The sequence below is a fragment of the Pseudomonas ekonensis genome (genome assembly GCF_019145435.1).
Lineage (GTDB): Bacteria > Pseudomonadota > Gammaproteobacteria > Pseudomonadales > Pseudomonadaceae > Aquipseudomonas > Aquipseudomonas ekonensis.
Genome location: NZ_JAHSTS010000002.1, coordinates 2,169,197 through 2,196,196 on the forward strand (window position 1 = coordinate 2,169,197; position 27,000 = coordinate 2,196,196).

General features: G+C 64.9%; 27 protein-coding genes. 15 read left to right on the forward strand and 12 right to left on the reverse strand.

The features are described 5' to 3' along the window. Nucleotides 1-19: 19 nt before the first annotated feature. Nucleotides 20-1,474 (reverse strand): tRNA uracil 4-sulfurtransferase ThiI, encoded by a 1,455-nt coding sequence (thiI, locus tag KVG96_RS22800; RefSeq protein WP_085581792.1) that lies wholly within the window; start codon nt 1,472-1,474, stop codon nt 20-22. A 328-nt stretch (nt 1,475-1,802) separates the two neighbouring features. Between thiI and glnA the strand changes: the two genes are divergently transcribed. The 5 genes from glnA (at nt 1,803) to ntrC (ending at nt 7,274) form a co-directional block, all read left to right on the forward strand. Next, entirely contained in the window at nt 1,803-3,209 is a 1,407-nt protein-coding gene (gene glnA / locus KVG96_RS22805) for a glutamate--ammonia ligase (RefSeq protein WP_085581796.1), read from the forward strand. A 189-nt stretch (nt 3,210-3,398) separates the two neighbouring features. Continuing rightward, nucleotides 3,399-3,908, forward strand: coding sequence for a DUF4124 domain-containing protein (locus KVG96_RS22810; RefSeq protein ID WP_217894043.1), 510 nt, complete (start codon nt 3,399-3,401; stop codon nt 3,906-3,908). Beyond that, nucleotides 3,905-4,525 carry a DUF4124 domain-containing protein gene (locus tag KVG96_RS22815; protein ID WP_217894044.1) on the forward strand — a complete coding sequence of 207 codons (621 nt, stop codon included), beginning with the start codon at nt 3,905-3,907 and terminating at the stop codon, nt 4,523-4,525. The genes KVG96_RS22810 and KVG96_RS22815 overlap by 4 nt, the downstream gene beginning before the upstream one ends. A 230-nt stretch (nt 4,526-4,755) precedes the next feature. Next, complete coding sequence (gene glnL, locus KVG96_RS22820; RefSeq protein WP_085581802.1) at nt 4,756-5,841, forward strand: nitrogen regulation protein NR(II); 1,086 nt, start codon at nt 4,756-4,758, stop codon at nt 5,839-5,841. Further along, on the forward strand, nt 5,838-7,274 hold the full coding sequence (gene ntrC, locus KVG96_RS22825) for a nitrogen regulation protein NR(I) (protein WP_217894045.1): 1,437 nt from the start codon (nt 5,838-5,840) through the stop codon (nt 7,272-7,274). Before glnL ends, ntrC begins: the two co-directional genes overlap by 4 nt. Before the next feature lie 512 nt (nt 7,275-7,786). On the opposite strand, the gene KVG96_RS22830 is transcribed toward ntrC, so the two are convergent. After that, nucleotides 7,787-8,227 (reverse strand): hypothetical protein, encoded by a 441-nt coding sequence (locus tag KVG96_RS22830; RefSeq protein ID WP_217894046.1) that lies wholly within the window; start codon nt 8,225-8,227, stop codon nt 7,787-7,789. Here KVG96_RS22830 and KVG96_RS22835 point away from each other — a divergent pair. Continuing rightward, entirely contained in the window at nt 8,226-8,681 is a 456-nt protein-coding gene (locus KVG96_RS22835; protein WP_085581807.1) for a tRNA (cytidine(34)-2'-O)-methyltransferase, read from the forward strand. The genes KVG96_RS22830 and KVG96_RS22835 overlap by 2 nt on opposite strands. A gap of 119 nt (nt 8,682-8,800) precedes the next feature. Here the strand turns inward: KVG96_RS22835 and secB are convergent, their stop codons facing one another. From secB to KVG96_RS22850, 3 genes are all read right to left on the reverse strand, one after another. Continuing rightward, nucleotides 8,801-9,286 (reverse strand): protein-export chaperone SecB, encoded by a 486-nt coding sequence (gene secB / locus KVG96_RS22840; protein WP_217894047.1) that lies wholly within the window; start codon nt 9,284-9,286, stop codon nt 8,801-8,803. A gap of 61 nt (nt 9,287-9,347) precedes the next feature. Then, nucleotides 9,348-9,602, reverse strand: a complete 255-nt coding sequence (grxC, locus tag KVG96_RS22845; protein WP_217894048.1) for a glutaredoxin 3 — start codon at nt 9,600-9,602, stop codon at nt 9,348-9,350. 1 nt (nt 9,603) lies between these two features. Continuing rightward, nucleotides 9,604-10,017, reverse strand: a complete 414-nt coding sequence (locus tag KVG96_RS22850) for a rhodanese-like domain-containing protein (protein WP_217894049.1) — start codon at nt 10,015-10,017, stop codon at nt 9,604-9,606. 152 nt (nt 10,018-10,169) lie between these two features. Between KVG96_RS22850 and gpmI the strand changes: the two genes are divergently transcribed. The 5 genes from gpmI to KVG96_RS22875 all read left to right on the forward strand — a co-directional run bounded on the left by gpmI (nt 10,170) and on the right by KVG96_RS22875 (nt 16,867). Further along, nucleotides 10,170-11,699 carry a 2,3-bisphosphoglycerate-independent phosphoglycerate mutase gene (gene gpmI, locus KVG96_RS22855; RefSeq protein ID WP_217894050.1) on the forward strand — a complete coding sequence of 510 codons (1,530 nt, stop codon included), beginning with the start codon at nt 10,170-10,172 and terminating at the stop codon, nt 11,697-11,699. A gap of 251 nt (nt 11,700-11,950) precedes the next feature. Then, nucleotides 11,951-13,243 carry a murein hydrolase activator EnvC family protein gene (locus tag KVG96_RS22860; RefSeq protein ID WP_217894051.1) on the forward strand — a complete coding sequence of 431 codons (1,293 nt, stop codon included), beginning with the start codon at nt 11,951-11,953 and terminating at the stop codon, nt 13,241-13,243. A 31-nt stretch (nt 13,244-13,274) separates the two neighbouring features. After that, complete coding sequence (locus KVG96_RS22865; protein ID WP_085581819.1) at nt 13,275-14,594, forward strand: S41 family peptidase; 1,320 nt, start codon at nt 13,275-13,277, stop codon at nt 14,592-14,594. A 2-nt stretch (nt 14,595-14,596) separates the two neighbouring features. Next, the gene (locus KVG96_RS22870) at nt 14,597-15,373 is read left to right on the forward strand and encodes a divergent polysaccharide deacetylase family protein (protein WP_217894052.1); all 777 of its coding nucleotides are present in this window, start codon (nt 14,597-14,599) and stop codon (nt 15,371-15,373) included. A 114-nt stretch (nt 15,374-15,487) separates the two neighbouring features. Beyond that, a complete protein-coding gene (locus KVG96_RS22875; RefSeq protein ID WP_217894053.1) occupies nt 15,488-16,867 on the forward strand; it encodes a Vps62-related protein in 1,380 nt (459 codons plus the stop codon). On the opposite strand, the gene KVG96_RS22880 is transcribed toward KVG96_RS22875, so the two are convergent. The 7 genes from KVG96_RS22880 to KVG96_RS22910 form a co-directional block, all read right to left on the reverse strand. After that, on the reverse strand, nt 16,848-17,603 hold the full coding sequence (locus KVG96_RS22880; RefSeq protein ID WP_217894054.1) for a substrate-binding periplasmic protein: 756 nt from the start codon (nt 17,601-17,603) through the stop codon (nt 16,848-16,850). The two genes, KVG96_RS22875 and KVG96_RS22880, sit on opposite strands and share 20 nt — an antisense overlap. Nucleotides 17,604-17,676: 73 nt before the next feature. After that, nucleotides 17,677-18,447: an imidazole glycerol phosphate synthase subunit HisF gene (gene hisF, locus KVG96_RS22885; RefSeq protein WP_085581828.1), complete on the reverse strand. Its 771-nt coding sequence runs from the start codon at nt 18,445-18,447 to the stop codon at nt 17,677-17,679. A 9-nt stretch (nt 18,448-18,456) separates the two neighbouring features. Further along, nucleotides 18,457-19,194: a 1-(5-phosphoribosyl)-5-[(5-phosphoribosylamino)methylideneamino]imidazole-4-carboxamide isomerase gene (gene hisA / locus KVG96_RS22890; RefSeq protein WP_217894055.1), complete on the reverse strand. Its 738-nt coding sequence runs from the start codon at nt 19,192-19,194 to the stop codon at nt 18,457-18,459. 94 nt (nt 19,195-19,288) lie between these two features. Beyond that, complete coding sequence (locus KVG96_RS22895; RefSeq protein WP_085581832.1) at nt 19,289-19,546, reverse strand: DUF2164 domain-containing protein; 258 nt, start codon at nt 19,544-19,546, stop codon at nt 19,289-19,291. Then, on the reverse strand, nt 19,547-20,185 hold the full coding sequence (hisH, locus tag KVG96_RS22900; protein WP_217894056.1) for an imidazole glycerol phosphate synthase subunit HisH: 639 nt from the start codon (nt 20,183-20,185) through the stop codon (nt 19,547-19,549). Then, a complete protein-coding gene (hisB, locus tag KVG96_RS22905; protein WP_085581847.1) occupies nt 20,185-20,778 on the reverse strand; it encodes an imidazoleglycerol-phosphate dehydratase HisB in 594 nt (197 codons plus the stop codon). Before hisB ends, hisH begins: the two co-directional genes overlap by 1 nt. A gap of 291 nt (nt 20,779-21,069) precedes the next feature. Continuing rightward, nucleotides 21,070-22,734: an OFA family MFS transporter gene (locus KVG96_RS22910; protein WP_217894057.1), complete on the reverse strand. Its 1,665-nt coding sequence runs from the start codon at nt 22,732-22,734 to the stop codon at nt 21,070-21,072. Between the two features lie 225 nt (nt 22,735-22,959). Here KVG96_RS22910 and KVG96_RS22915 point away from each other — a divergent pair, with 225 nt between their 5' ends. From KVG96_RS22915 to KVG96_RS22930, 4 genes are all read left to right on the forward strand, one after another. Beyond that, nucleotides 22,960-23,364 carry an acetyl-CoA sensor PanZ family protein gene (locus KVG96_RS22915; protein WP_217894058.1) on the forward strand — a complete coding sequence of 135 codons (405 nt, stop codon included), beginning with the start codon at nt 22,960-22,962 and terminating at the stop codon, nt 23,362-23,364. A 77-nt stretch (nt 23,365-23,441) separates the two neighbouring features. Further along, entirely contained in the window at nt 23,442-25,664 is a 2,223-nt protein-coding gene (locus KVG96_RS22920; protein ID WP_217894059.1) for an AsmA family protein, read from the forward strand. After that, entirely contained in the window at nt 25,661-26,728 is a 1,068-nt protein-coding gene (mutY, locus tag KVG96_RS22925) for an A/G-specific adenine glycosylase (RefSeq protein WP_217894060.1), read from the forward strand. The genes KVG96_RS22920 and mutY overlap by 4 nt, the downstream gene beginning before the upstream one ends. Further along, nucleotides 26,725-26,997, forward strand: a complete 273-nt coding sequence (locus KVG96_RS22930) for an oxidative damage protection protein (RefSeq protein WP_085639391.1) — start codon at nt 26,725-26,727, stop codon at nt 26,995-26,997. Before mutY ends, KVG96_RS22930 begins: the two co-directional genes overlap by 4 nt. Nucleotides 26,998-27,000 lie beyond the last annotated feature (3 nt).

The window sequence follows — 27,000 nt, forward strand, 5'->3', positions numbered from 1 at the left end:
GGCAAACAGCCCCGGGCACTTAGCTCGGTCGATAAACGCGCACATTGGCATGCCCCTCACTGAGCAGATGGTGGGCATGCAGGCGACTCATCACGCCTTTGTCGCAATACAGCAGGTACTGGCGGGTTGGGTCCAGTTCCTTGAAACGAGCGTTCACCGCGTAGAACGGCATCGTCTGTACCTCTACGCCGGGAAGCTCCAGCGGCTCGTCCTCGGCGGCATCCGGGTGACGGATGTCGAGGACGATCTGGCCGGCCAGCGCTTCGCCGACTTCTTCGATCTGCAAGTCCTGGCCCAATTCGTCGATCACCCGATCGATCGGCACCAGCCTGGCGTTCTCGAGCGCACGCTCGAGCACCGCCATGTCGAATTCTTTCTCTTCGTGCTCGACCCGGTAACGCTTGGCGGCGGTCTTCGGGTTGACCGAAATGACCCCGCAGTATTCCGGCATGTGCCGGGCGAAGTCGCCGGTGCCGATGGCGTCGGCCGTGTCGATGATGTCCTGCTTGTGGCTGGCGATCAGCGGACGCAGGATCAGTTTCTCGGTGACGCAGTCGATCACCGACAGGTTCGGCAGGGTCTGGCTCGACACCTGGGAGATCGCCTCGCCGGTGACCAGCGCGTCGATGTGCAGGCGGTCGGCGATGCTCGACGCGGCCCGCACCATCATGCGCTTGAGCACCACGCCCATGTGGCTGTCGTCGACCTTGCCGAGGATTTCGCCCAGCACTTCCTCGAACGGCACACTGACAAATAACACGCGTTGCGAGCTGCCGTACTTCTTCCAGATGAAATGCGCGACTTCCATCACGCCCAATTCGTGGGCACGGCCGCCCAGGTTGAAGAAGCAGAAGTGCCCCATCAGGCCGCGGCGCATGATCTGGTAGGCCGCCACGGTGGAGTCGAAGCCGCCGGACATCAGCACCAGAGTCTGCTCCAGGGCGCCGAGCGGGTAGCCGCCGATGCCGTTGTGCTGGCCGTGGATGACGAACAACCGTTGGTCGCGCACTTCGATGCGCACTTCGACTTCAGGCTTCTTCAGGTCGATCCCGGCGGCGCCGCACTGGCGGCGCAGCTGGCTGCCGACGTACTTCTCGACGTCGATCGAGCTGAACGGGTGCTTGCCCGCGCGCTTGCAGCGCACCGAAAAGATCTTGCCGGCCAGCGCGTCGCCGTAGTGCTGCTTGCACTTCTCGACGATGTCGTCGAAGTCGCCCAGCGGGTACTCGTCGATCTGCAGGAAGTGCGCGATGCCCGGCATGCAGCTCAGGCGCTCGCCCATCTCCTTCAGGGCCTTCGGATCGGTGACGCGGGTTTCCAGCTCGAGGTTGTCCCACACGCCGTTCACCACCACGGCCGGATCCAGATCGCGGAGCACGGCACGGATGTTCTTGGCCAACTGGCGGATGAAACGCATCCGGACAGGGCGGCTCTTGATGGTGATCTCGGGGAAGACTTTTACGATTAGTTTCATGAAAACTGCGCGCGCAACGCCAGCCGGAAAAAGTGGGGCGCGGATTATAGCGGAAATTGCTCAAGGTTTAACCAGTTAATGTGCAGAAGGTTTTGCATGCACCAAAACGGGTCGTTTTCGGATTCAAACGCTACATTAGAGGGCGGGATTTTCGCCGTTTCGGCGCCCTGCACCTTTATAAGCGTGAATTTGGGGCAAAAAACCCATGCTGGGGCACTGGCATGCAATTTGCTCCCTTGTGAGGCAGGTTGCCTTGGCAGAGTATTCGCGCCGGCATCACCAATACAGAAGGGCATCCACTACCGCCCTAAGCCACCCGGAGGACACTATGTCGAAGTCGGTTCAACTCATCAAAGATCATGACGTCAAGTGGATTGATCTGCGCTTCACGGACACCAAAGGCACTCAGCACCACGTGACCATGCCGGCTCGCGATGCGCTGGAAGATGACTTCTTCGAAGTCGGCAAGATGTTCGACGGTTCCTCCATCGCCGGCTGGAAAGGCATCGAAGCCTCCGACATGATCCTGATGCCGGACGACGAAACCGCCGTCCTGGATCCGTTCACCGAAGAGCCGACCCTGATCCTGGTGTGCGACATCATCGAACCTTCGACCATGCAAGGCTACGACCGCGACCCGCGCGCCATCGCCCGCCGCGCCGAGGAATACCTGAAGTCCACCGGCATCGGCGACACCGTGTTCGCAGGCCCCGAGCCAGAGTTCTTCATCTTCGACGAAGTGAAGTTCAAGTCCGACATCTCCGGCTCGATGTTCAAGATCTACTCCGAGCAAGGCTCGTGGATGTCCGACCAGGACGTGGAAGGCGGCAACAAAGGCCACCGTCCAGGCATCAAGGGCGGCTACTTCCCGGTTCCGCCGTTCGACCACGACCACGAAATCCGCACCGCAATGTGCAACGCCCTGGAAGAAATGGGCCAGACCGTCGAAGTCCACCACCACGAAGTGGCGACCGCCGGCCAGAACGAAATCGGTGTCAAGTTCAACACCCTGGTGAAAAAAGCTGACGAAGTTCAGACCCTGAAATACGTCGTGCACAACGTTGCCGACGCCTACGGCCGCACCGCGACCTTCATGCCGAAGCCGCTGTACGGCGACAACGGCTCGGGCATGCACGTGCACATGTCCATCGCCAAAGACGGCAAGAACACCTTCGCCGGCGAAGGCTATGCCGGCCTGTCCGACACCGCCCTGTACTTCATCGGCGGCATCATCAAGCACGGCAAGGCCCTGAACGGCTTCACCAACCCGGCCACCAACTCCTACAAGCGTCTGGTGCCAGGCTTCGAAGCCCCGGTGATGCTGGCCTACTCGGCCCGCAACCGTTCCGCCTCGATCCGCATTCCTTACGTCAACAGCCCTCGCGGCCGTCGTATCGAAGCCCGTTTCCCGGATCCGGCCGCCAACCCGTACCTGGCTTTCGCGGCACTGCTGATGGCCGGCCTGGACGGCATCCAGAACAAGATCCACCCAGGCGACGCCGCCGACAAGAACCTGTACGACCTGCCGCCTGAAGAGGCGAAAGAGATCCCGCAGGTGTGCGGCAGCCTGAAGGAAGCCCTGGAAGAGCTGGACAAGGGCCGCGCGTTCCTGACCAAGGGCGGCGTGTTCTCCGACGACTTCATCGACGCCTACATCGCGCTGAAGTCCGAAGAGGAAATCAAGGTGCGCACCTTCGTGCACCCACTGGAATATGAGCTGTACTACAGCTGCTGATCCGGTGGCGCCGCCCCGCGCGGCGCGACACAAGAGAGGCCTCCTTCGGGAGGCCTTTTTTGTTGCCCCGACGACACCCTCCGGCAGGCTCGCTCCCACAGGGAATTGCGCCAGGATATGTCCCGGATTGGGCCAACCGCCGCGACTGGCCTATGCTGCACCCCATCGCTTTCGAATCCGGTCGATGCCATGGGTCGCACCTTCCTTTGTCTCCTGCTGCTGATCGCCCTGCCCGCCGCCGCGCAGATCTACAAGTACACCGACGCCAACGGCCACACGGTCTACAGCGACCATTCCCCTGAAGGCGTGCCGTCGCAGCCGGTGGAGCTGCCGCCGCTCAACCAGGTCGCCACCCAACCGCCCGCCGCACCGCCCGCGAATGCGGACACGCGCGAACCCGCCCGCAGCGCCTACGAAACCCTGGAACTGACCGGCCTGCCCAGCGAAGAGGCCCTGCGCGCCAACAACGGCACGTTCACCGTCGGCGTGCTGATCAAGCCGCGCCTGAGGCCGCCGCATCAGCTGCGGCTGCTGCTCGACGACGAACCCTACGGCCAGCCCAGCAACCTGCCGACCCTGCAACTGGTGAACGTGGACCGCGGCGAGCACCGCCTCGCGGTGCAGGTGATCGACGGACAGTCGGTGATCCAGCAGAGCCCGCCGGTGACCTTCAGCGTGCAGCGGGTGCACAAGCCATGATCCGCCTGCTTGCCTTCTGCCTGACGCTGGTCGCGTTCGCCGCGTCGGCCGAGGTGTTCACCTACACCGATGCCCAAGGCAACCGGGTCTACACCGATCAGCCGCGGGGCGACGCCAAGCGGATTCAGTTGACCACCAGCAACCGCATGCCGGCCGCGTCCGCGGGCAAGACGTCCCCCGCCGTGAAGAACCCGATGCCGGAACCGACGCCGTTCCGCTACGACATGCTGCGGGTGCTGATCCCCGAGCCGGACGCGACCATCCGCAGCAGCGCCGGCGAACTGATCGTCAGCGTCACCAGCGAGCCCGGCCTGCAGCCGGGCCACCGCTACCGCCTGCTGCTGGACGGCCAGGCCACCGGCGAACCCGGACCGAGCCCGGTGTTCCCGCTGAGCAACATCGACCGCGGCAGCCACAACCTGTCGGTGGAGATCCTCGACGGCCAGGGGCGCACCGTCGAGCGCACCGCCAACCAGCCGTTCCACATGCAGCGGATATCCCTGGCGCAGAAACGCCAGGTCAAACCCTGCGCGAAGGACGACTACGGCGTGCGCCCCGAGTGCCCGCTCAAGGACAAGCCCCCCGAACCGAAAAACCCTTTCCTGCGGTTCTTCTAACGGCCTCGCGCATTGCGCACTATATTGGTGCAACAGTCTGCACCTTACTCACATTCCAACCCATTTTGGTTCGATTCTTCCCGTCAACGCGGGCGGAATGCCACGCAAACGAGCGTCAAACGCCCGTTTCAGGCGTCGGACGCTTCTTTTCGGAGCCTTGGTTTGGTTTTTGCATTTTCCCTGCATCAGCGCTTTATCCCTGCGCGCGCCATGCTCCAAAAGAGGTCCTCATGACCATCAGTGACGCACTGCATCGCTTGTTGCTCGACAACCTGACCACCGCCACGCTGCTGCTCGACGACGAACTGCGCCTCGAGTACATGAACCCGGCGGCGGAGATGCTGCTGGCCACCAGCGGCCAGCGCAGCCATGGCCAGTTCATCAGCGAGCTGTTCACCGAGTCCACCGAAGCGCTCAACTCGCTGCGCCAGGCGGTGGAGCAGGCGCATCCGTTCACCAAGCGCGAAGCGATGCTCACCGCCCTCACCGGCCAGACCCTGACGGTGGACTACGCGGTGACGCCGATCCTGAGCAACGGCACCACCTTGTTGCTGCTGGAAGTCCATCCCCGCGACCGCCTGCTGCGGATCACCAAGGAAGAAGCCCAGCTGTCCAAGCAGGAAACCAGCAAGATGCTGGTGCGCGGCCTCGCCCACGAGATCAAGAACCCCCTCGGCGGCATCCGCGGCGCCGCTCAGTTGCTGGCCCGCGAACTGCCGGAAGACAGCCTGCGCGACTACACCAACGTGATCATCGAAGAGGCCGACCGCCTGCGCAATCTGGTGGACCGCATGCTCGGCTCCAACAAGCTGCCGTCGCTGGCGCTGTGCAACGTCCACGAGGTGCTGGAGCGGGTCAGCCAACTGGTAGAGGCCGAAAGCCAGGGCTGCATCACGCTGGTGCGCGACTATGACCCGAGCATTCCCGACGTCCTGATCGACCGCGAACAGATGATCCAGGCCGTGCTGAACATCGTGCGCAACGCCATGCAGGCCATCGGCAGCCAGAACGAACTGCGCCTGGGCCGCATCACCCTGCGCACCCGCACCATGCGCCAGTTCACCATCGGCCACGTGCGCCACCGCCTGGTGACCAAGATCGAGATCATCGACAACGGCCCCGGCATCCCGGCGGAACTCCAGGAAACCCTTTTCTTTCCCATGGTCAGCGGCCGCCCGGACGGCACCGGGCTGGGCCTGGCCATCACCCAGAACATCATCAGCCAGCACCAGGGCCTGATCGAGTGCGACAGCCACCCCGGCCACACCACGTTCTCGATCTTTCTGCCACTGGAACAAGGAGCCACATCGACATGAGCCGTAGTGAAACCGTGTGGATCGTCGATGACGACCGTTCTATCCGCTGGGTCCTCGAGAAAGCCCTGCAACAGGAAGGCATGACCACCCAGAGCTTCGACAGCGCCGACGGCGTGATGAGCCGCCTGGCGCGCCAGCAGCCGGACGTGATCATTTCCGACATCCGCATGCCCGGCGCCAGCGGCCTGGACCTGCTGGCGCGGATCCGCGAGCAGCACCCGCGCCTGCCGGTCATCATCATGACCGCCCACTCGGACCTGGACAGCGCCGTCGCCTCCTACCAGGGCGGCGCGTTCGAATACCTGCCCAAGCCGTTCGACGTCGACGAGGCGGTGTCGCTGGTCAAGCGCGCCAACCAGCATGCCCAGGAGCAGCAAGGCCTGGAAACGGCGCCGTCGCTGACCCGCACCCCGGAGATCATCGGCGAAGCGCCGGCGATGCAGGAGGTGTTCCGCGCCATCGGCCGCCTGAGCCACTCCAACATCACCGTGCTGATCAACGGCGAGTCCGGCACCGGCAAAGAGCTGGTGGCCCACGCGCTGCACCGCCACAGCCCGCGCGCGACGGCGCCGTTCATCGCCCTGAACATGGCGGCGATCCCCAAGGACCTGATGGAGTCCGAGCTGTTCGGCCACGAGAAAGGCGCGTTCACCGGCGCGGCCAACCTGCGCCGCGGGCGCTTCGAGCAGGCCGACGGCGGCACGCTGTTCCTCGACGAGATCGGCGACATGCCGGCCGACACCCAGACCCGCCTGCTGCGGGTGCTGGCCGACGGCGAGTTCTACCGCGTCGGCGGCCACGTGCCGGTCAAGGTCGACGTGCGGATCATCGCCGCGACCCACCAGAACCTGGAAACCCTGGTGCACGCCGGCAAGTTCCGCGAGGACCTGTTCCACCGCCTCAACGTGATCCGCATCCACATTCCGCGCCTGTCGGATCGCCGCGAAGACATCCCGACCCTGGCCCGGCACTTCCTCAGCCGCGCCGCGCAGGAACTGGCGGTGGAACCGAAGCTGCTCAAGAACGAAACCGAGGAATACCTCAAGAACCTGCCGTGGCCGGGCAACGTGCGCCAGCTGGAGAACACCTGCCGCTGGATCACCGTGATGGCCTCCGGGCGCGAAGTGCACATCAGCGACCTGCCGCCGGAGCTGCTGAGCCTGCCGCAGGACTCGGCGCCGGTGACCAACTGGGAACAGGCCCTGCGTCAGTGGGCGGATCAGGCCCTGGCACGGGGCCAATCGAGCCTGCTCGACAGCGCCGTGCCGGCGTTCGAGCGGATCATGATCGAGACCGCGCTCAAGCACACCGCCGGCCGCCGCCGCGATGCCGCCGTCCTGCTGGGCTGGGGGCGCAATACCCTGACCCGCAAGATCAAGGAGCTGGGGATGAGGGTTGACGGCGGGGATGAGGACGAGGGGGATGAGGGCTGATCAAGCCTCATGATCTTCGCTGCCAGGTAAACCCAATCGCGAGCAGGCTCGCTCCTGCAGGTGAAATGCATGAGCCTGCTCGCGATGCCTTTCAGCCCGGCGTGCACCGCAACGATGCACCCTGACCCGCAACCGAGCAGGGCCGGCCACTTGTTTTTCCGCCGGGTGACGCCCGGCACTCCACCCCTGAGAACGCAAAAGCCCCGGATTCCGGAGCTTTCAGCGTCTGTCGCGATTATTTTGTTTCAAGGGAAGAAAACCTGGCACGCCCCCTGCAATAACCCTGTCAGGTGATTCGATTCACCCACCCGGTTTCGGGGACCTTGGTACAGGCAGGCCGGGGATTCCCCTCTTTAACACGGATCCGCATCGCCATCGCGTCGGATCCTGCCGCTTTGGGGCCCTTGATACAGGCAGGTCAGGGGTTCCTTCTTTACGCCGGGCCCGTCGCCCCTGCGACCGGCCCGCCCCTTTCGGGAACCTTGGTACAGGCAGGCCGGGGATTCCCTCTTTTATTGCTCGCGCAAGTGGATCTCCAGCCGCCAGCGGTCATCGACCTCGCTGGCGGCCCAGTCGCCCTGCAGCGGCCGGGCCGCCACCAGGGTCAGCAGCAGGCCGCCGTCGCTCAGCCGCGTGCGCCAGTTAACGTCCTTGCCGTTGAGCTTGAGTTGCCCCTTCTGCGGCTTGCCCTCGGCGCCGAACAGCAGCGCCAGCGAGCCATCGACGACCTCGCCGTGCAGTTTCGGCTCGTTGTCGAACCACACCACCAGACCGCCGTCGATCACGTCCACCTGCTGCAGCACGCTGGGGTCAGGGGTGGTCAGGCGACCGATCATCAGGCCGACCATCACACCGAAGATCGCCAGCGACCCCATCACCCGCGGGAATAGTTTCGAACGCGGATCCGCTTGCGGCGTAGAATGCGCGTCATCTTTACCTTCGGAGCCGTGCATGTTTCACGTCATCCTTTTCCAACCGGAAATTCCGCCGAACACCGGCAACGTTATCAGGCTGTGCGCCAACAGCGGCTGCCACCTGCATCTGATCGAACCGCTGGGTTTCGAGATGGACGACAAACGCCTGCGCCGCGCCGGTCTCGACTACCACGAGTATGCCACCCTGCAGCGCCATGCCGACCTGGCCAGTTGCCTGGAAAGCCTGGGCCAGCCCCGCCTGTTCGCGTTCACCACCAAGGGCTCGCAGCCGTTCCACGACGTGGCGTTCGCCCCCGGCGACGCGTTCCTGTTCGGCCCGGAAAGCCGTGGCCTGCCGCCGGAAGTGCTGGACGCGCTGCCCGCCGGCCATCGCCTGCGCCTGCCGATGCGCGAAGGCTGCCGCAGCCTGAACCTGTCCAACACCGTGGCGGTGGCCGTCTATGAGGCGTGGCGCCAAAACGGTTTCAACTGACCCAGAACGACTGTGGGAGCGGGCTTGCCCGCGAATGCGCCGTGCCAGGCGACATCGATGTCCACCGACAGACCGCGTTCGCGGGCAAGCCCGCTCCCACAGGGGTGTTGCGTGACCGCTTACTGAACGGTCGGAGCCTCGCCGGCTTCCTGCATGCGCTGCACTTCCTGCGCGTACAGGGCGTCGAAGTTCACCGGAGCCAGCATCAGCGCCGGGAACGAGCCGCGGGTCACCAGGCTGTCCAGGGTTTCGCGGGCGTACGGGAACAGGATGTTCGGGCAGAACGCGCCCAGGGTGTGGCTCATCGAAGCCGCGTCCAGGTTCTTGATCAGGAAGATGCCGGCCTGCTGCACTTCGGCGATGAAGGCCACTTCCTCACCGTTCTTCACGGTCACCGACAGGGTCAGCACGACTTCGTAGAAGTCGCCTTCCAGGGCCTTCTGGCGGGTGTTCAGATCCAGCGCGACGCTCGGGTCCCACTGCTGGCGGAAGATCGCCGGGCTTTTCGGGGCCTCGAAGGACAGGTCGCGCACATAGATGCGCTGCAGGGAGAATTGCGGTGCGGTTTCTTCTTCGCTGGCTGCAGTGTTCTGTTGGTCAGTCATCTCAGATCCTTTCTGATCTCGGGTCTTTTAGGGTTCTTGTTTCGGCAAAGCGTGCAGCAGTTCAGGCCTTGAGCAGCGCGTCGAGCTTGCCGGCGCGCTCCAGGGCGTACAAATCGTCGCAACCGCCGACGTGCCTGCCGCCGATCCAGATCTGCGGCACGGACGTGCGCCCCGCCTTCTGGGCCATCTCGGCGCGCACCTGCGGCTTGCCATCGACCTTGATCTCATCGAAGGCCACGCCTTTGCTCGCCAGCAAATGCTTGGCCCGCGAGCAGTAAGGGCAGTAATCGCTGGAATAGACGATGACGTCGCTCATGTCATTTCACCAGCGGCAGGTTGTCGCCTTTCCAGCTGGAGATGCCGCCGGACAGCTTGGCGGCGGTGAAGCCGGCCTTCATCAGTTCGCGGGCGTGGGTGCCGGCGGTCTGGCCCAGGGCATCGACCAGGATGATGGTCTTGGCCTTGTGCTTCTCCAGCTCGCCGACGCGGGCGGCCAGCTTGTCCTGGGGGATGTTCAGGGCACCTACGATGTGGCCGGCGGCGTATTCCTTGCTCGGACGGATATCCACCACCACGCCCGCTTCCTTGTTGACCAGCGCGGTCAGCTCGCCGGTGCTCAGGCTCTTGCCGCCGCCCTGCATCGTGTGAGCGATCAGCAATGCCAGCAGTACGACGAAGATACCGACAAGAATGTAGTGGTTAGTGGCAAATTCAATCAGGTGAGCAACCATCGAAGGAGGTTCCAGGGCATTAAAATGTCGGCCAGTATACACAGCCGGTATGGTGGGCCAAACCCCGTCCGGCGGTGACGCCGGCGGAACTTGGCTTTAAACTCCTACTCCCTTTTTCATCGCTTCCTCTAACTTTCGCCAGAGTGGATTCCATGACTACCACGCCCAAACCTTTGGTCCTGATGATTCTCGACGGCTTCGGTCACAGCGACAGCCCCGAGTCCAACGCCGTCTACGCGGCCAGGAAGCCTGTGCTGGATCGCCTGTGGGCCACCGTGCCGAACGGCTTGATCTCGGGCAGCGGCATGGACGTCGGCCTGCCGGACGGCCAGATGGGCAACTCCGAAGTCGGCCACATGAACCTGGGCGCCGGCCGCGTGGTGTACCAGGACTTCACCCGCGTGACCAAGGCGATCCGCGACGGCGAGTTCTTCGAGAACCCGGTCATCTGCGCCGCCGTGGACAAGGCCGTGGCCGCCGGCAAGGCGGTGCACTTCATGGGCCTGCTGTCCGACGGCGGCGTGCACAGCCATCAGGACCACCTGGTAGCGATGGCTGAGCTTGCGTTCAAGCGCGGCGCCGAAAAAATCTACCTGCACGCCTTCCTCGACGGCCGCGACACGCCGCCGAAAAGCGCCCAGTCGTCCATCGAACTGCTCGACGCGACCTTCCAGGCCCTCGGCAAGGGCCGCATCGCCAGCCTGGTCGGCCGCTACTACGCGATGGACCGCGACAACCGCTGGGACCGCGTGGCCGCCGCCTACAACCTGATCGTCGACGGCCAGGCCGAATTCCACGCCGCCACCGCCCAGGAAGGCCTGCAAGCCGCCTATGAGCGCGGCGAAAGCGACGAGTTCGTCAAGGCCACCGCCATCGGCGAGCCGGTGAAGGTCGAGGACGGCGACGCCGTGGTGTTCATGAACTTCCGCGCCGACCGCGCCCGTGAGCTGTCCCGCGTGTTCGTCGAAGACGGCTTCAAGGAATTCGACCGCGCCCGCCAGCCGAAACTGGCCGGCTACGTGATGCTGACCCAGTACGCCGCCAGCATTCCTGCGCCGTCGGCCTTCGCCCCCGGCAGCCTGGACAACGTGCTGGGCGACTACCTGGCGAAGAACGGCAAGACCCAGCTGCGCATCGCCGAAACCGAAAAGTACGCCCACGTGACGTTCTTCTTCTCCGGCGGCCGCGAAGAGCCGTTCCCCGGCGAAGAACGCATCCTGATCCCGTCGCCGAAGGTCGCCACCTACGACCTGCAGCCTGAGATGAGCGCCCCGGAGGTCACCGACCGCATCGTCGAGGCCATCGAGCAGCAGCGCTACGACGTGATCGTGGTCAACTACGCCAACGGCGACATGGTCGGCCACAGCGGCGTGTTCGAGGCGGCGGTCAAGGCCGTGGAGTGCCTGGACACCTGCGTCGGCCGCATCGTCGACGCCCTGGAGAAGGTCGGCGGCGAAGCGCTGATCACCGCCGACCACGGCAACGTCGAGCAGATGGCCGACGAATCCACCGGCCAGGCCCACACCGCCCACACCACCGAGCCGGTGCCGTTCATCTATGTCGGCAAGCGTGACCTCAAGGTGCGCGAAGGCGGCGTGCTGGCGGACGTGGCGCCGACCATGCTCAAGCTGCTGAACCTGGAGAAGCCGGCGGAAATGACCGGCACCTCGATTCTGGTGTAATCGCCCGTCGAATCACTGGAAAACCCTGTGGGAGCTGGCTTGCCAGCGATAGCAATCTGACAGCCAACAACTATGTTGAATGTTCAGACGCCATCGCGGGCAAGCCCGCTCCCACAGTGGTTTGTGGGGTTTTCAAAGAGGATTTCACTCTGTCCGGCACCCCAGTTATCACACAGTCCCATTTGGGCGTTTTTTTTGCAGCGTCGGGCGGGCATACTAGGCCGTCCCTTACCCTGGTGCCGCCCGCCCCTATGCTTCGCCTCCTGATCGCCCTCGCTCTGACCTGCCTGCTCCAACCGGCCTTCGCTGACGAGCGCGCGCAAACCCAACAGCAGTTGGACGCCACGCGTCAGGACATCGCCGAGCTGAAGAAAATGCTGGGCAAGCTCCAGGAAGAGAAGTCCGGCGTGCAGAAAGAGCTCAAGGGCACCGAGACCGAGATGGGCAAGCTCGAGAAAGAGGTCGACGCCCTGCAGAAAGAGCTGAAGAAAAGCGAATCCGAGCTGCAACGGCTCGATGCGGAGAAAAAAAAACTCCAGAGCGCGCGCACTGAACAACAGCGACTGATCGCCATCCAGGCCCGGGCGGCCTACCAGAACGGGCGTCAGGAATACCTCAAGCTGCTGCTCAACCAGCAGAACCCCGAGAAGTTCGCCCGCACCCTCACCTATTACGACTACCTGAGCCAGGCCCGCCTGGAGCAGCTGAAGAATTTCAACGAAACCCTGCGCCAGCTGGCCAACGTCGAAAAGGACATCGGCCTGCAGCAAGCGCAGTTGCTGGTGCAGAAGAGCGACCTGGACACCCGTCGCGACGAGCTCGACAAGGTGCGCAAGGAGCGCCAGCAGGTGCTGGCCAAGCTCAACGACGACGTGAAGGCCCGGGACCAGAAGCTCGCGGCCCGCGAGCAGGATCAGGCAGACCTGTCTAAAGTCCTTAAAACCATTGAGGAAACCCTGGCCCGCCAGGCCCGTGAGGCAGAAGAAGCGCGGCAGAAAGCGCTGATCGCCCAGCAGGAAGCCGAAAAAAAGCGGTTGCGTGAGGCCCAGGCGGCGGCGGACGACAGCGATGCCCCGCGCAAGCCGGCCCGGCCGACGCCCGGCGCGCTGGTCTCCAGCGGCGGCGAAACCTTCGGCGGCCCGTTTGCCGCCACCCGGGGAAAACTTCCGTGGCCGGTCGATGGTCGACTGTTGGCGCGCTTCGGCGAAACCCGCGGCGACGACGCCCGCACCAAGTGGGACGGCGTGATGATCAGCGCCTCCGCCGGCAGCCAGGTGCATGCCGTGCACGGCGGGCGCGTGGTGTTCGCCGACTGGCTGCGGGGTGCGGGGCTGCTGGTGATCCTCGATCACGGCAACGGTTTTCTGAGCCTTTACGGCCACAACCAGACGCTGCTCAAGTCGGCCGGTGATGTGGTCAAGGCCGGCGAGTCCATCTCCACTGTGGGCAACAGTGGCGGCCAGGACACGCCGGCGCTGTATTTCGCAATTCGTCAGCAGGGTCACCCGAGTGATCCGGCGCAATGGTGCCGCGCGCAAGGATAAGCGCGCCGCCTAATTCAGGAGTCCGTTCGACATGCTGCATCTGTCCCGCCTTACCTCGCTGGCCCTGACGATCGCCCTGGTGATCGGCGCGCCCCTGGCGTTCGCCGCCCAGCCGGCCCCGGCCGTCGCTCCGGCAGGCACCGCCGCCACCGCCAAGGCACCGCTGCCGCTGGAGGAGCTGCGCACCTTCGCCGAGGTCATGGACCGGATCAAGGCCGCCTATGTCGAGCCGGTGGACGACAAGACCCTGCTGGAGAACGCGATCAAGGGCATGCTCAGCAACCTGGATCCGCACTCCGCCTACCTGGGCCCTGAAGACTTCGCCGAACTGCAGGAAAGCACCAGCGGCGAATTCGGCGGCCTGGGCATCGAGGTCGGCGCCGAAGACGGCTTCATCAAGGTCGTGTCGCCGATCGACGACACCCCGGCGTCCAAGGCCGGCATCCAGGCCGGCGACTTCATCGTCAAGATCAACGGCCAGCCGACCCGCGGCCAGAGCATGACCGAAGCCGTGGACAAGATGCGCGGCAAGATCGGCCAGAAGATCACCCTGACCCTGGTGCGCGACGGCGGCACGCCGTTCGACGTGACCCTGGCCCGCGCGGTCATCCAGGTCAAGAGCGTCAAGGCGCAGCTGCTCGAATCCGGCTACGGCCTGATCCGCATCACCCAGTTCCAGGTCAAGACCGGCGAGGAAGTCTCCAAGGCCCTGGCCAAGCTGCGCAAGGACAACGGCAAGAAGCTCAACGGCATCGTCCTCGACCTGCGCAACAACCCCGGCGGCGTGCTGCAGGCGGCGGTGGAGGTGGTCGACCACTTCATCACCAAGGGCCTGATCGTCTACACCAAGGGCCGGATCGCCAACTCCGAGCTGCGCTTCTCCGCCACCGGCAAGGACGAAAGCGAAGCGGTGCCGATGGTGGTGCTGATCAACGGCGGCAGCGCCTCGGCCTCGGAGATCGTCGCCGGCGCCCTGCAGGACCAGAAGCGCGCCGTGGTCATGGGCACCACCAGTTTCGGCAAGGGCTCGGTGCAGACCGTGCTGCCGCTGAACAACGACCGGGCGCTGAAGATCACCACCGCGCTGTACTTCACCCCCAACGGCCGCTCGATCCAGGCCCAGGGCATCGTGCCGGACATCGAAGTGCGCAAGGCCAAGATCACCAACGAGGCCGACGGCGACTACTTCAAGGAAGCCGACCTGCAAGGCCACCTGGGCAACGGCAACGGCGGCGCCGACCGTCCGAGCGGTTCCGGCGGCAAGGCCAAGGCAATGCCGCAGGATGACGATTACCAGTTGGCCCAGGCCCTGAGCCTGCTCAAAGGGCTGAGCATCACTTCCGGCCGTTGAGGATGGGTCTGCGCTTCATCCTCGTCCTGCTGTGCTGCCTGGCGGGCGCCGCCCACGCGGAGCCTGCCGGGCCGGTGCCCCACAAGGCCTACCTGAGCCTGATCATCGACGACCTGGGGCAGAGCCTGCCCCGGGACCGCCGCGTCCTCGCCCTGCCGGGCCCCGTGACCGCCGCGATCATGCCGGACACCCCGCACGCCACCGAGTTCGCCCGCGAAGCCCATCGCGCCGGCAAGACCGTGATCCTGCACATGCCCATGGATCCGGCCACCGGCCCGTTCGCCTGGCACCCCGAACTGCCGGTCGAAGAATTGGCCCGGCGCCTCGACGCCGCCTTCCGGCAGGTGCCCTACACCGCCGGCATCAATAACCACATGGGCAGCCGCATGACCGCGCAACCGGCGGCCATGGCGTGGCTGATGGAGGAGCTGCAGCGCCGCCACAAGTTCTTCGTCGACAGTCGCACCAGCGCACAGACCGTCGCGGCGCAACAGGCGCAGAAGATCGGCCTGGCCAGTGTGTCGCGCGATGTGTTTCTCGATGACGAACGCACCGAGGCCGCCATCTTCACCCAGTTGCAGACGGCTATCAGCCTGGCGCGCAAGCAGGGCTCGGCGGTGATGATCGGCCATCCGTATCCGCAGACCCTGGTCGTGCTGGAGCGCGAACTGCCCAAGCTCAAGGCCCAGGGCATCGAGTGGATCGACATCCGCCAGATGATCAGCGTACGCGGCAACCGCGCCACGGCGGCCCACGGCAAGGACGGCGTCTACCGCTGAGCCGTCTTGCCCGCGCCATACCCGGCTACCGCCAGACGTCCCCCGCGATTCCCGATAGTGAAGCCTGCAACAGGCCGCGACCCCTTCGGTCGCCTTCCACCATCAGGAGCTTCCATGAACACACACGAAGACACCGCATCGCCGATCCGGCAAATGCGACCCTTGCGCTTCGACAACCTGCTGATCAACTTCACGACCGAGTTCTACCGGGTCTGGGACACCCAGGGCTCACGGGCGAAACCGGCCGCCATCTGGCGCCCCACACCGGTTCCGGACCTGCTGCCCGGCTACTTTCCGCTGGGCGACGTGATCGTCGCCGACCTCGACAACATCAACGGCGCTCACGTGGTGGCGGTGGTCTGCGAAGCGGAGGCCGGCGGCACGGATCCGGCCCAAGGCAAGGCGCTCAGCCAACCCGTGGACTATGAGCTGATCTGGAGCGACTCCGGCACGAAATCAAAGAAGGACGGCTCGCTGTGGCGCCCGGTTCCTCCGCAAGGCTATGTCGCGCTGGGCTCGGTATGTTCCAACGACCACGAAAAGCCTTCCCTCAACGCCATTCGCTGCGTCCGGACCGACCTGGTCGTCGTTTCAAGTGCCGATGAGCTGATCTGGAACGACAAGGGCAGCGGCGCCAAACTGAGCTTCAGCGCCTGGAGCATCACGCCGCCCCACGCCCCGGCCGGGGAGATTCATCTGGCGCCCGGCACCTTTGCCGGCAACGACAGCTATTCCAGGCCGGAACTGGGCAGACCGACCTATTCACTGCGCGTGCCGATTGCGCTGCAGGTCAGCCCCCAGCCGACGGCGCCCGAACTGACCGGGGAGCTTCCGGCAAGGCAGGTCGAGCCGGCCAAGCTCACCCACACGGCCAGGCTGCCCTGGTTCACGGTCAAGGATCCGTTGCTGTCGCCCCTCGAACAGCTGCGCCATTCGCCTTGCTACCGGCTGGAAAGGACAGACCAGTACAGGCTCATCGGCCATGGCCGGAATCCGGACAGCCAACGCAGGACATTCAGATGGACAGCGCCCCGCGCGCAAAGGGCCGCGCACCTGAAGACGCTCGCGGGCCTCACGACGGTCGAGTTCGGCCAGCAATGGCCGACGGGGGCGCCGACACCTTTGCGGTTCTCGGCGAGGCTGGACGAAGACTTCGCCCAGTGCGGCATGCAAGCGAACGAATGGTTCAATGAGCGCCCCCTCGAGGTGGTCACGCTCGCCGCCGGGAAAAGATCCGTCGCGGCCTACCTGGTGCAGAGCAACTACACGCTGTTGCGCGAAGACGGCAAGCCAGTGGCCGACACCGTCAGCTACACCGACGGCAACCGTTTGCACCTCTGCGAACACTCACCCGAAGAGACGGCCTTCACCTGCCCGTCGACCCCGGCAACGGCCGGGCAGCCGCTCATCGAAACGCCCCCGGCGGCAGAAGAACCGCGCATTGAGCCGGCCCCGACGCCAGACGTGCCGGACGCTACAGATACCGCCCCATGATCTCGTCGACCACCCCGTCCTTGCGCATCTGATCCAGGGCGGCCTGGAGCCGGGCGACCGTTTCGTCCGGCACTTCCTTGTTCAGCGCCAGGTACAGTTGGGCGCTGTTGAAGCGCAGCACGGTCTTGAGGCCGGTCACGCCGTCCTGGCGAGCCAGGTAGCGCCCGGCGGGGTCGCCGGTGGCCCACAGGTCGATCTGGCCGCTCACCAGCTTCTTCGCGTTGTCCTGATCGCGCAGCACCACGGCCGGCTTCAAGCCTTGCTTGGTCAGCGTCTGCGCGATCGCATCGCCCTTGTAGGCGCCGATCTTGTACTTGCGCGCGTCGTTCAGGGTTTCGAGGGTGATCTTGCTGTCGGCCCGGGCCAGCATGATCCAGTCGTCCGGGCCGATGGGACCGACCCACTTGAACAGTTTTTCGCGGTCAGGCAGCCGCGCCATCACGAACGCGCCGTAACCGGGATTCTCCAGCGCCAGCTTGTAGACCCGCTCCCAGGGGAAGCGCAGGGTCAGGCTGTAGGTGAGGCCGGCCCGCTTGAACATCTCGCGCACGATGTCCGTGGCGATGCCGTCGATGTTCTCGTCCTGGGCGAAGTTCTTGCCGTTCTTCGCCATGTTGTACGGCGGGAAGTTTTCGGTGAGGAGCACCAGGCCGGTGTCGGGACTGTCCTCGGCTCGGGCCGTGTTGAACAGCAACACCGAAGCGCTGGCGAGGACGAGAAGCAGGCGTTTGATCATGTCGGGCTACCGGAATCCATGGCGTGTTCAAGAGTGCCCTGAGCACGCCATGCTGTCCACTGGCCTGTACGGCTTAGCGCATCACGATGCCGCGATGGGCCATATAGGCCTTGGCTTCCTGCACGGTGTATTCGCCGAAGTGGAAGATGCTCGCCGCCAGCACCGCGCTGGCGTGGCCTTCGAGGATGCCGTCAGCCAGGTGCTGCAGGTTGCCGACGCCGCCGGAGGCGATCACCGGGATGTTCAGGGCATCGCTGATGGCGCGGGTCACGCCCAGGTCGAAGCCGTTCTTCATGCCGTCCTGGTCCATGCTGGTGAGCAGGATCTCGCCGGCCCCCAGGCCTTCCATCTTCTTCGCCCACTCGACCGCGTCGAGGCCGGTCGGCTTGCGGCCGCCGTGGGTGAAGATCTCCCAGCGCGGGGCCTCGCCCGGGCCGGACACCTTCTTGGCGTCGATGGCGACGACGATGCACTGCGAGCCGAAGTGCTCGGCCGCTTCGCCGACGAACTCCGGGTTGAACACCGCCGCCGTGTTGATCGACACCTTGTCGGCGCCGGCGTTGAGCAGGTTGCGGATGTCTTGCACGGTGCGGACGCCGCCGCCCACGGTCAGCGGGATGAACACCTGGCTGGCCATGCGCTCGACGGTGTGCAGCGTGGTGTCACGGCCGTCGACGCTGGCGGTGATGTCGAGGAAGGTGATCTCGTCCGCGCCCTGTTCGTCGTAGCGGCGGGCGATCTCCACCGGGTCGCCGGCGTCGCGGATGTTCTCGAACTTCACGCCCTTGACCACCCGGCCGTTGTCCACGTCCAGGCAAGGGATGATGCGTTTGGCCAGCGCCATGGTCAGTCCTCAGCCGGTGTACGAATCGCAGAAGGCCTGGGCCTCTGCGACGTCGAGGGTGCCTTCGTAGATCGCCCGGCCGGTGATGGCGCCGATGATGCCCGGCGCTTTCGCGTCGAGCAGCGACTTGATGTCACCCAGATTGTGGATGCCGCCGGAGGCGATCACCGGAATCTTCGTGGCCGCCGCCAGGGCAGCGGTGAACGGCACGTTGCAGCCCTGCATCATGCCGTCTTTGGCGATGTCGGTGTAGACGATGGCGGACACGCCGTCGGCTTCGAAACGCTTGGCCAGGTCGATGACCTGCACGCTGCTGACTTCGGCCCAGCCGTCGGTGGCGACGAAACCGTCCTTGGCGTCGAGGCCGACGATCACTTTGCCCGGGAACGCGCGGCAGGCCTCGGCGACGAACTCAGGCTCCTTCACGGCCTTGGTGCCGATGATCACGTAGCTCACGCCCGCCTTGACGTAGTGCTCGATGGTTTCCAGCGAGCGGATGCCGCCGCCGATCTGGATCGGCAGGTTCGGGTAGCGCTTGGCGATGGCGGTGACCACTTCGCCGTTGACCGGCTGGCCTTCGAAGGCGCCGTTCAGGTCGACCAGATGCAGACGGCGGCAGCCGCCCTCCACCCACTTGGCAGCCATGCTCACCGGGTCATCGGAGAACACCGTGGAATCTTCCATGCGGCCCTGGCGCAGACGTACGCAGGCACCGTCCTTAAGATCGATAGCGGGAATAATCAGCATGCTTTTTCCTTTGTCAGAAGAGCTGCAAGCTGCAAGCGTCAAGCTGCAAGCGAGCGGTGCACAAGTTCTTGCAGCTTGCGGCTTGCAGCTGCCCTCAGTTCTTTTCTAACGCCCACAGGTCGCTTTCGATGCTTTCAAACCGCTCCTTGAGGTGGGTCTGCACATCGAAGATCGCCCTGTTGTAATAGTGCGGTGCGATTTCGCGGGTAAACAGGTCAAGAATCTCCGCCGCCTCGAACGAACCCAGGTCCAGTTCGAAACGGTCCTCCATGAACCGCTGGATCTTGCGGCTGGCCTCACTCTCCTGTTCGGGCGTGAGGGTCAGGATCGGCGGCTTCTTCTTGACGGCCATTTACCAGCGACCGTCCCACGCCGCGAAGTTCTGCAGCAATTGCAGGCCATGGGTGTGGCTCTTCTCCGGGTGGAACTGCACGGCGAAGCGCGAGCCTTCGGCCAGCGCGGCGGCGAAATCGACGCCGTAATGGCCGCTGCCCACCACCTGCCGCGCGTTGCCGGCGGCGATGTAGTAGCTGTGCACGAAGTAGAACCGCGCCAGGTCCGGAATGTTGTGCCACAGCGGGTGATCCACCGACTGCTTCACTTCGTTCCAGCCCATGTGCGGCACCTTCAGGTGCTCGCCGTCTTCATGCAGGTCCTTGCCGAAGAACTTCACCGCACCCGGGAACAGGCCGATGCAGTCGACGCCGTCGTTCTCTTCGCTGGTGTCGAGCAAGGCTTGCATGCCGACGCAGATGCCGAGGAACGGACGGTCCTGGCTGACCTCGCGCACCAGCGCGTCGAACCCCAGGCGACGGATCTCCGCCATGCAGTCGCGGATCGCGCCGACGCCGGGAAACACCACCCGGTCGGCTTCGCGGATCACGTCCGCGTCGCTGGTGATCAGCACCTTGCCGGCGCCGACGTGCTCGAGGGCCTTGGCCACCGAGTGCAGGTTGCCCATGCCGTAATCGATAACCGCCACTGTCTGCATTACAGCACGCCCTTGGTCGATGGCATCTGCCCGGCCATGCGGTCGTCCAGTTCCACGGCCATGCGCAGCGCGCGGCCGAAGGCCTTGAACACGGTCTCGATCTGGTGGTGGGTGTTGTGCCCGCGCAGGTTGTCGATGTGCAGGGTGACGTTGGCGTGGTTGACGAAGCCCTGGAAGAATTCCTGGAACAGGTCGACGTCGAAGCCGCCGACGGTGGCCCGGGTGTACGGCACGTGCATCTGCAGGCCCGGACGGCCGGAGAAGTCGATCACCACGCGCGACAGCGCTTCGTCGAGCGGCACGTAGGCGTGGCCGTAGCGGCGGATGCCTTTCTTGTCGCCGATGGCCTGGGTGAACGCCTGGCCGAGGGTGATGCCGACGTCTTCGACGGTGTGGTGGTCGTCGATATGCAGGTCGCCCTTGCACTCGATGTCGAGGTCGATCAACCCGTGACGGGCGATCTGATCCAGCATGTGCTCAAGAAAAGGCACGCCGATATCGAATCGGGCCTTTCCGGTGCCATCAAGGTTGATCGAGGCTTTGATCTGGGTTTCCAGAGTGTCGCGCTCGACAGACGCCTTACGTTCGGCCATCACCAGCTCCGCAAAATCATTGGGCGAAAAAGGCAGCCATTATAGGGGCGCGGGGCCGAAACAGAAACACGAGACGTGATATGGCAGACAGACAGAAACCCGTGCCGTCGGGGATAGACATGTCCATACAAGCCATTTCGGACTGCCCAAAACAACTGTGGGAGCGAGCTTGCTCGCGATGAGGGCCGCACATTCAACATCACTGTCGACTGCCAGACCGCTATCGCGAGCAAGCTCGCTCCCACAGGATTTGGCGCTGACCTGAAGATTTTCAGGCAAGCGCTTGGCTGCTTAGTGGAACAGCACCGCCGTCTTCTGCAGGGTCACCCACACGCCCCACGCCAGCGGAATGCCCACCGCCAGCCAGGCGGCGATCGCCAGCGGCTTGCTGCCCGGCGCGGCTTTCCACTCAAGCACCGTGGTGGCGTCGGCGCCCTTGTCGTGGCCCAGCGCCTGTTCGGCGGCCAGTTCGGCGTCGGTCATGAAGTACTTGTCGGCCACCGGACGCACCAGCAGGTTGCACAGGAAGCCCAGCACCAGCAGGCCGGCGAGGATGTACAGGGTGATGTCGTAGGCGGCGGCGCGCTCGACGCCGATGCTCAGCTGATACTCGCGCAGGTAGTTCACCAGCACCGGGCCGAGCACGCCGGCAGCGGCCCAGGCGGTCAGCAGGCGACCGTGGATCGCGCCGACCATCTGCGTGCCGAACAGGTCGGCCAGGTAGGCCGGAACGGTGGCGAAACCGCCGCCGTACATCGACAGGATGATGCAGAACGCGGCCACGAACAGCGCGACGTTGCCCAGGTGGCCAAGGTTCGGGATCAGCGCGTAGAGGGCGAAGCCCAGGGCGAAGAACACGAAATAGGTGTTCTTGCGGCCCAGGTAGTCCGAGAACGAGGCCCAGAAGAACCGGCCGCCGATGTTGAACAGGCTCAGCAGCCCGGTGAAGCCGGCGGCGATCGCAGCGATCGAAGCCAGTTGCGAGGCGTCGAGCTGGCCGAACGGCAGGTCGTTGCCCAGCAGCTTGCCGCCGAACACTTCCTGCAGCAGCGGCGAAGCCATGCCGAGAATGCCGATGCCGGCGGAGACGTTCAGGCACAGCACCAGCCACACCAGGCGGAACTGCGGGGTCTTCCAGGCCACCTTCACGTGCACGTGACGGTGGGTGATCATCGCGTTCGACGCCTTCTTCGCCGGCGCGGTCCAGCCTTCAGGCTTCCAGCCGGTCGGCGGAACGCGGTAGGCCAGGGCACCGCCGATCATGAACACGAAGTAGATCGCGGCCATCGCCACGAAGCTCTGCCAGACGCCCACGCCTTGCGGCGAAGCGAAGTGGCTCATCAGCGCGGTCGCCAGCGGGGCACCGACCATCGCACCGCCGCCGAAGCCCATGATCGCCATGCCGGTGGCCATGCCGCGCTTGTCCGGGAACCACTTGATCAGGGTCGAGACGGGCGAGATGTAGCCCAGGCCCAGACCGATGCCGCCGATCACGCCCGAACCGATCCACATCAGCCAGATCTGGTGGGTGTAGATGCCCAGCGCAGAGATCAGCAGACCGCCGCACCAGCACAGCGCCGACACCACGCCGGCCTTGCGGGGACCGGCGTGTTCGAGCCAGCCGCCCCAGATCGCCGCCGAGCAGCCGAGGAAGATGAAGAACAGGGTGTAGATCCAGCCGAGCATGGAGATCGGCCAGTCGCATTGCGAAGAGAAGACCTGTGCGATGAAGCTCATGTCCGGAGCGCAGGCCACCGGCGCGGTGATGCCAAGCGCCTTGGACAGCGGCAGCCAGAACACCGAGAAACCGTAGGCCATGCCGATGCACAGGTGGATGGCCAGCGCGGCCGGTGGAACCAGCCAGCGGTTGAAGCCGGGCTTGGCGATGATGCGTTCCTTGGACAGGAACGCGGGCTCGGCGGCGCGAAGGCCGTCCGCCGTGATGCTCGTGCTCATTGTGTATCCCCCAATTATTAGAATGGTTCGCCAGCCACTGCTCACCCTCGGCCTTGATGCACGCAGGCATGACCGTTGTTTTGGGGTGAAGCTCCTTGATGGCGCGACGTTAAGTCGCAGAAGGACGGACGAACGGGCGAAGGTTACCATTTGCAGGTGACAGAAAAACCAAACTGATATCACCTTTTTCACGTCATCTGATCTCGTATCACTCAGGAAAACCCCATGCCGATCATTGTCCAAGCGCTGAACGCCGCCGATTCCCGCGATCGGGAGGATTTAGAGAAGATCTACCGCGATGCGCCGCCGTGGCTGTTCGCGCCGTTTTCCGGGGCTTTGCAATTGACCGAAGAGGCCCTGGCCGACGGCACGCTCATCGCCGGTCGCTTCAACGACCGGCTGCTGGGCGCGGCACGTCTGCGACCCCAGGGCAACGTCTGGTACTTGTCCCATTTGTGCGTCAGAAAAGTCACCCGCCGTCGTGGCGTTGCCGAGCGGTTGGTGAACGAAGCGCGGAAAATGGCGTCGCAAGCGGGGGCCCGATTACGCCTGCAGGCCCCGGCCGGCCATCTCGAGGCCCAGGCGCTGGCGGCCAAGCTGCATCTGCCGCTGGACGTACTGCCCCTGTGAAGCCACACCAGCCGGAGGGCATGCGGCGCTATACTCCCCGGCTAATTTACGAATTCGACTAACACAAGGACTCGCCCATGAAAGCGTTCGGCAAAATCCTGGGTCTGGTGCTTCTGGGTCTGTTGCTGATCATCGTGGCGGCAGGCTTTGCCCTGACCCACTTCTTCGATCCCAACGACTACAAGGACGAAATCCGCCAGATTGCCCGCGACAAGGCCCACATCGAGCTGACGCTCAACGGCGACATCGGCTGGAGCCTGTTCCCGTGGCTCGGCCTGGAGCTGCACGAGGCCAGCGTCGCGACCCTGGCCAAACCTGCCGAACCGTTCGCCGACCTGCAGATGCTCGGCCTGTCCGTGCGCGTGCTGCCGCTGCTGCGCCGCGAGGTGCAGATGAGCGACGTGCGCGTCGAAGGCCTGAACCTGCGCCTGAGCCGCGACAAGACCGGCCACGGAAACTGGGAGGACATCGGCAAGGTGCCGGCGCCGGCCGGCAGCACCCCGCCGGCTGCGCCAGGCACATCCGCCGCCGAGGCGCCGGCCCAGCCGGAAAAGCCGGCGCAGCCGATCCGCCTCGACATCGACAGCCTGACCGTCAACAACGCCCGCGTCGAATACAACGACGAGCATACCGGCAAGCAGTTCAGCGCCGAGAGCATCCAGCTGAGCACCGGCGCGGTGCACGACTCGACCAACATTCCGGTGAAGGCCACCGCGTTCCTGGGCACCAACCAACCGGTGCTGCGCGTGCGCACCGAACTCAACGGCGAACTGCGCTTCGAGCGCGCGCTGCAACGCTACAAGTTCGAAGACCTGAAGCTGAGCGGCGAACTGGCCGGCGACCCGCTGCAGGGCAAGACCGTCACCTTCGCCGCCCAAGGCCAGATGCTGCTGGACAAGGCCGCGAACGTCGCCGAATGGACCGGCATCAAGATTTCCGTGAACCAGTTGCGCGCCTTGGGCGAGCTGAAAGCCAACGACCTCGACAAGACGCCGCAGATCAGTGGCGGCATCTCCATCGCCCAGTTCGACCTGGCGAAGTTCGTCGACAGCATCGGCCAGACCCTGCCGGCCATGGCCGAAGGCAGCCTGAGCAAGGTCGAGCTGGTCAGCCGCGTCTCGGCCACGCCGACCAGCGCGGCGCTCGACAACATCAACCTGAAGCTCGACGACAGCAGCTTCAGCGGCCGCATCGCCGTCGAGGACTTCGCCAAGCAATCGCTGCGGGCGATCCTCAAGGCCGACACGTTCAACGTCGACCGCTACCTGCCGCCCAAGTCCGCCCAGGCCAGCAGCGCCGCCCAGGTGCGCCAGGCCGAGGTCGCCAGCACCGAGGCCGATGCCATGGCCGGCGCCGGCTCCACGCCGCTGCCGGAGAAACCGAGCAAGAGCGCCTGGAGCACCGAGCGTCTGTTCCCGGTGGAGCGCCTGGGCAAGCTCGACGTGGACGCCGACCTGACCTTCGGCCAGTTGACCCTGGACAAGCTGCCGATCCAGAACGCCGCGCTCAAGGCCACCGGCCAGGGCGGCCTGCTGACCCTGGAGAACCTGCGCGGCGAACTGTTCAACGGCGACTTCGAAGCCAAGGGCACCCTCGACGTGCGCCCGAGCGCGCCGGTGCTGAACCTGCAGACCCGGATCAACCGCGTCCCGGTGGAGAAGATCCTCGAAAGCCAGGGCAAGAACCCGCCGGTCAAAGGGCTGGTCAACCTCACCGGCAACTTCACCGCCAGCGGCAACAGCCAGCAGGCGCTGGTCGAGACCCTCAACGGCAACGCCGGGTTCGTGATCAACAACGGCGTGCTGCTCAACGCCAACCTGGAACAGCAACTGTGCAAGGGCATCGCCACCCTCAACCGCAAGTCCCTCAGCGGCGAGCCGCGGGGCAAGGACACGCCGTTCCAGGAGCTCAAGGGTAACCTGACCTTGCGTAACGGCGTGGCCAGCAACCCGGACCTGAAGGTGCGCATCCCCGGCATGACGGTCAACGGTGACGGCGACGTGGATCTGCGGGTACTGGGCATGGATTACCGTGTGGGCATCATCGTCGAGGGCGACACCAGCGCCATGCCGGATCCGGCCTGCCAGGTCGGCGAGAAGTTCGTCGGCGTCGAATGGCCGCTGCGCTGCCGCGGACCGCTGGAGCTGGGCGCCAAGGCTTGTCGGGTGGACAACGAACGCCTGGGCCAGGTCGCCAGCAAACTGGCCGGCGACCGGATCAGCGAGAAGATCGACGAAAAACTGGGCGACAAGGTCAGCCCTGAACTGAAGAACGCATTGAAGGGGCTGTTCAAGCGATGAGAGCGGAGCAGTTTTCAACGGCGGTGCTGGACTGGTACGACCGCCACGGCCGCCACGACCTGCCCTGGCAGCAGGGCATCAACCCGTACCGGGTGTGGGTGTCGGAGATCATGTTGCAGCAGACCCAGGTCAGCACCGTGCTCAACTACTTCGACCGCTTCATGGCCGCGCTGCCCACGGTGCAGGCGCTGGCCGAAGCGCCGGAAGACGAAGTGCTGCACCTATGGACGGGCCTGGGCTACTACACCCGCGCCCGCAACCTGCAGAAGACCGCAAAGATCGTCGTCAGCCAATACGGCGGCGAATTTCCGCGGGATGTGGAAAAGCTCACGGAGCTGCCGGGCATCGGCCTGTCCACCGCCGGGGCGATCGCCAGCATCAGCATGGGCCTGCGCGCGCCGATCCTCGACGGCAACGTCAAACGGGTGCTGGCGCGCTTCACCGCCCAGGAAGGCTATCCGGGCGAACCGAAGGTGGCCAAGCAGCTGTGGGCCGCCGCCGAGCGCTTCACGCCCAAGGATCGGGTCAACGCCTACACCCAGGCGATGATGGACCTGGGCGCCACCCTGTGCACCCGCAGCAAGCCGAGCTGCCTGCTGTGTCCGCTGGAGAAGGGCTGCGAGGCGCACATGCTGGGCCTTGAGACCCGCTACCCGATCCCCAAGCCGCGCAAGGCGATCCCGCAGAAGCGCACGCTGATGCCGATGCTGAGCAACGGCGCGGGCGCGATCCTGCTTTACCGCCGCCCGTCCACCGGGTTGTGGGGCGGCCTGTGGAGCCTGCCGGAGCTCGACGGCCTCGACGACCTGCAACACCTGGCCGACCAGCATTCGCTGGCGCTCGGCGAGCAGCAGGCGCTGCCCGGCCTCGTCCACACCTTCAGCCACTTCCAGCTGTCCATCGAACCCTGGCTGGTGCAGGTCCGGGAGACCGGCCATCACGTGGCCGAGGCCGACTGGCTCTGGTATAACCTCGCCACCCCGCCGCGCCTGGGCCTCGCCGCCCCGGTCAAGACCTTGCTCGAACGCGCGGCCGCCGTAATGAATGCAGGAGTGTCGCCATGACCCGTACCGTAATGTGCCGCAAATACAAAGAACAGCTCGAAGGCCTGGAGCGTCCTCCGTACCCGGGGCCCAAGGGCCAGGACATCTTCGAGCACGTCTCGGCCAAGGCCTGGGCCGACTGGCAGAAGCACCAGACCCTGCTGATCAACGAAAAGCGCCTGAACATGATGAACGCCGAAGACCGCAAATTCATCCAGGGCGAAATGGACAAGTACTTCAGCGGCGAGGAATACGCCCAGGCCGAAGGCTACGTTCCGCCTGCGGAGTAAACC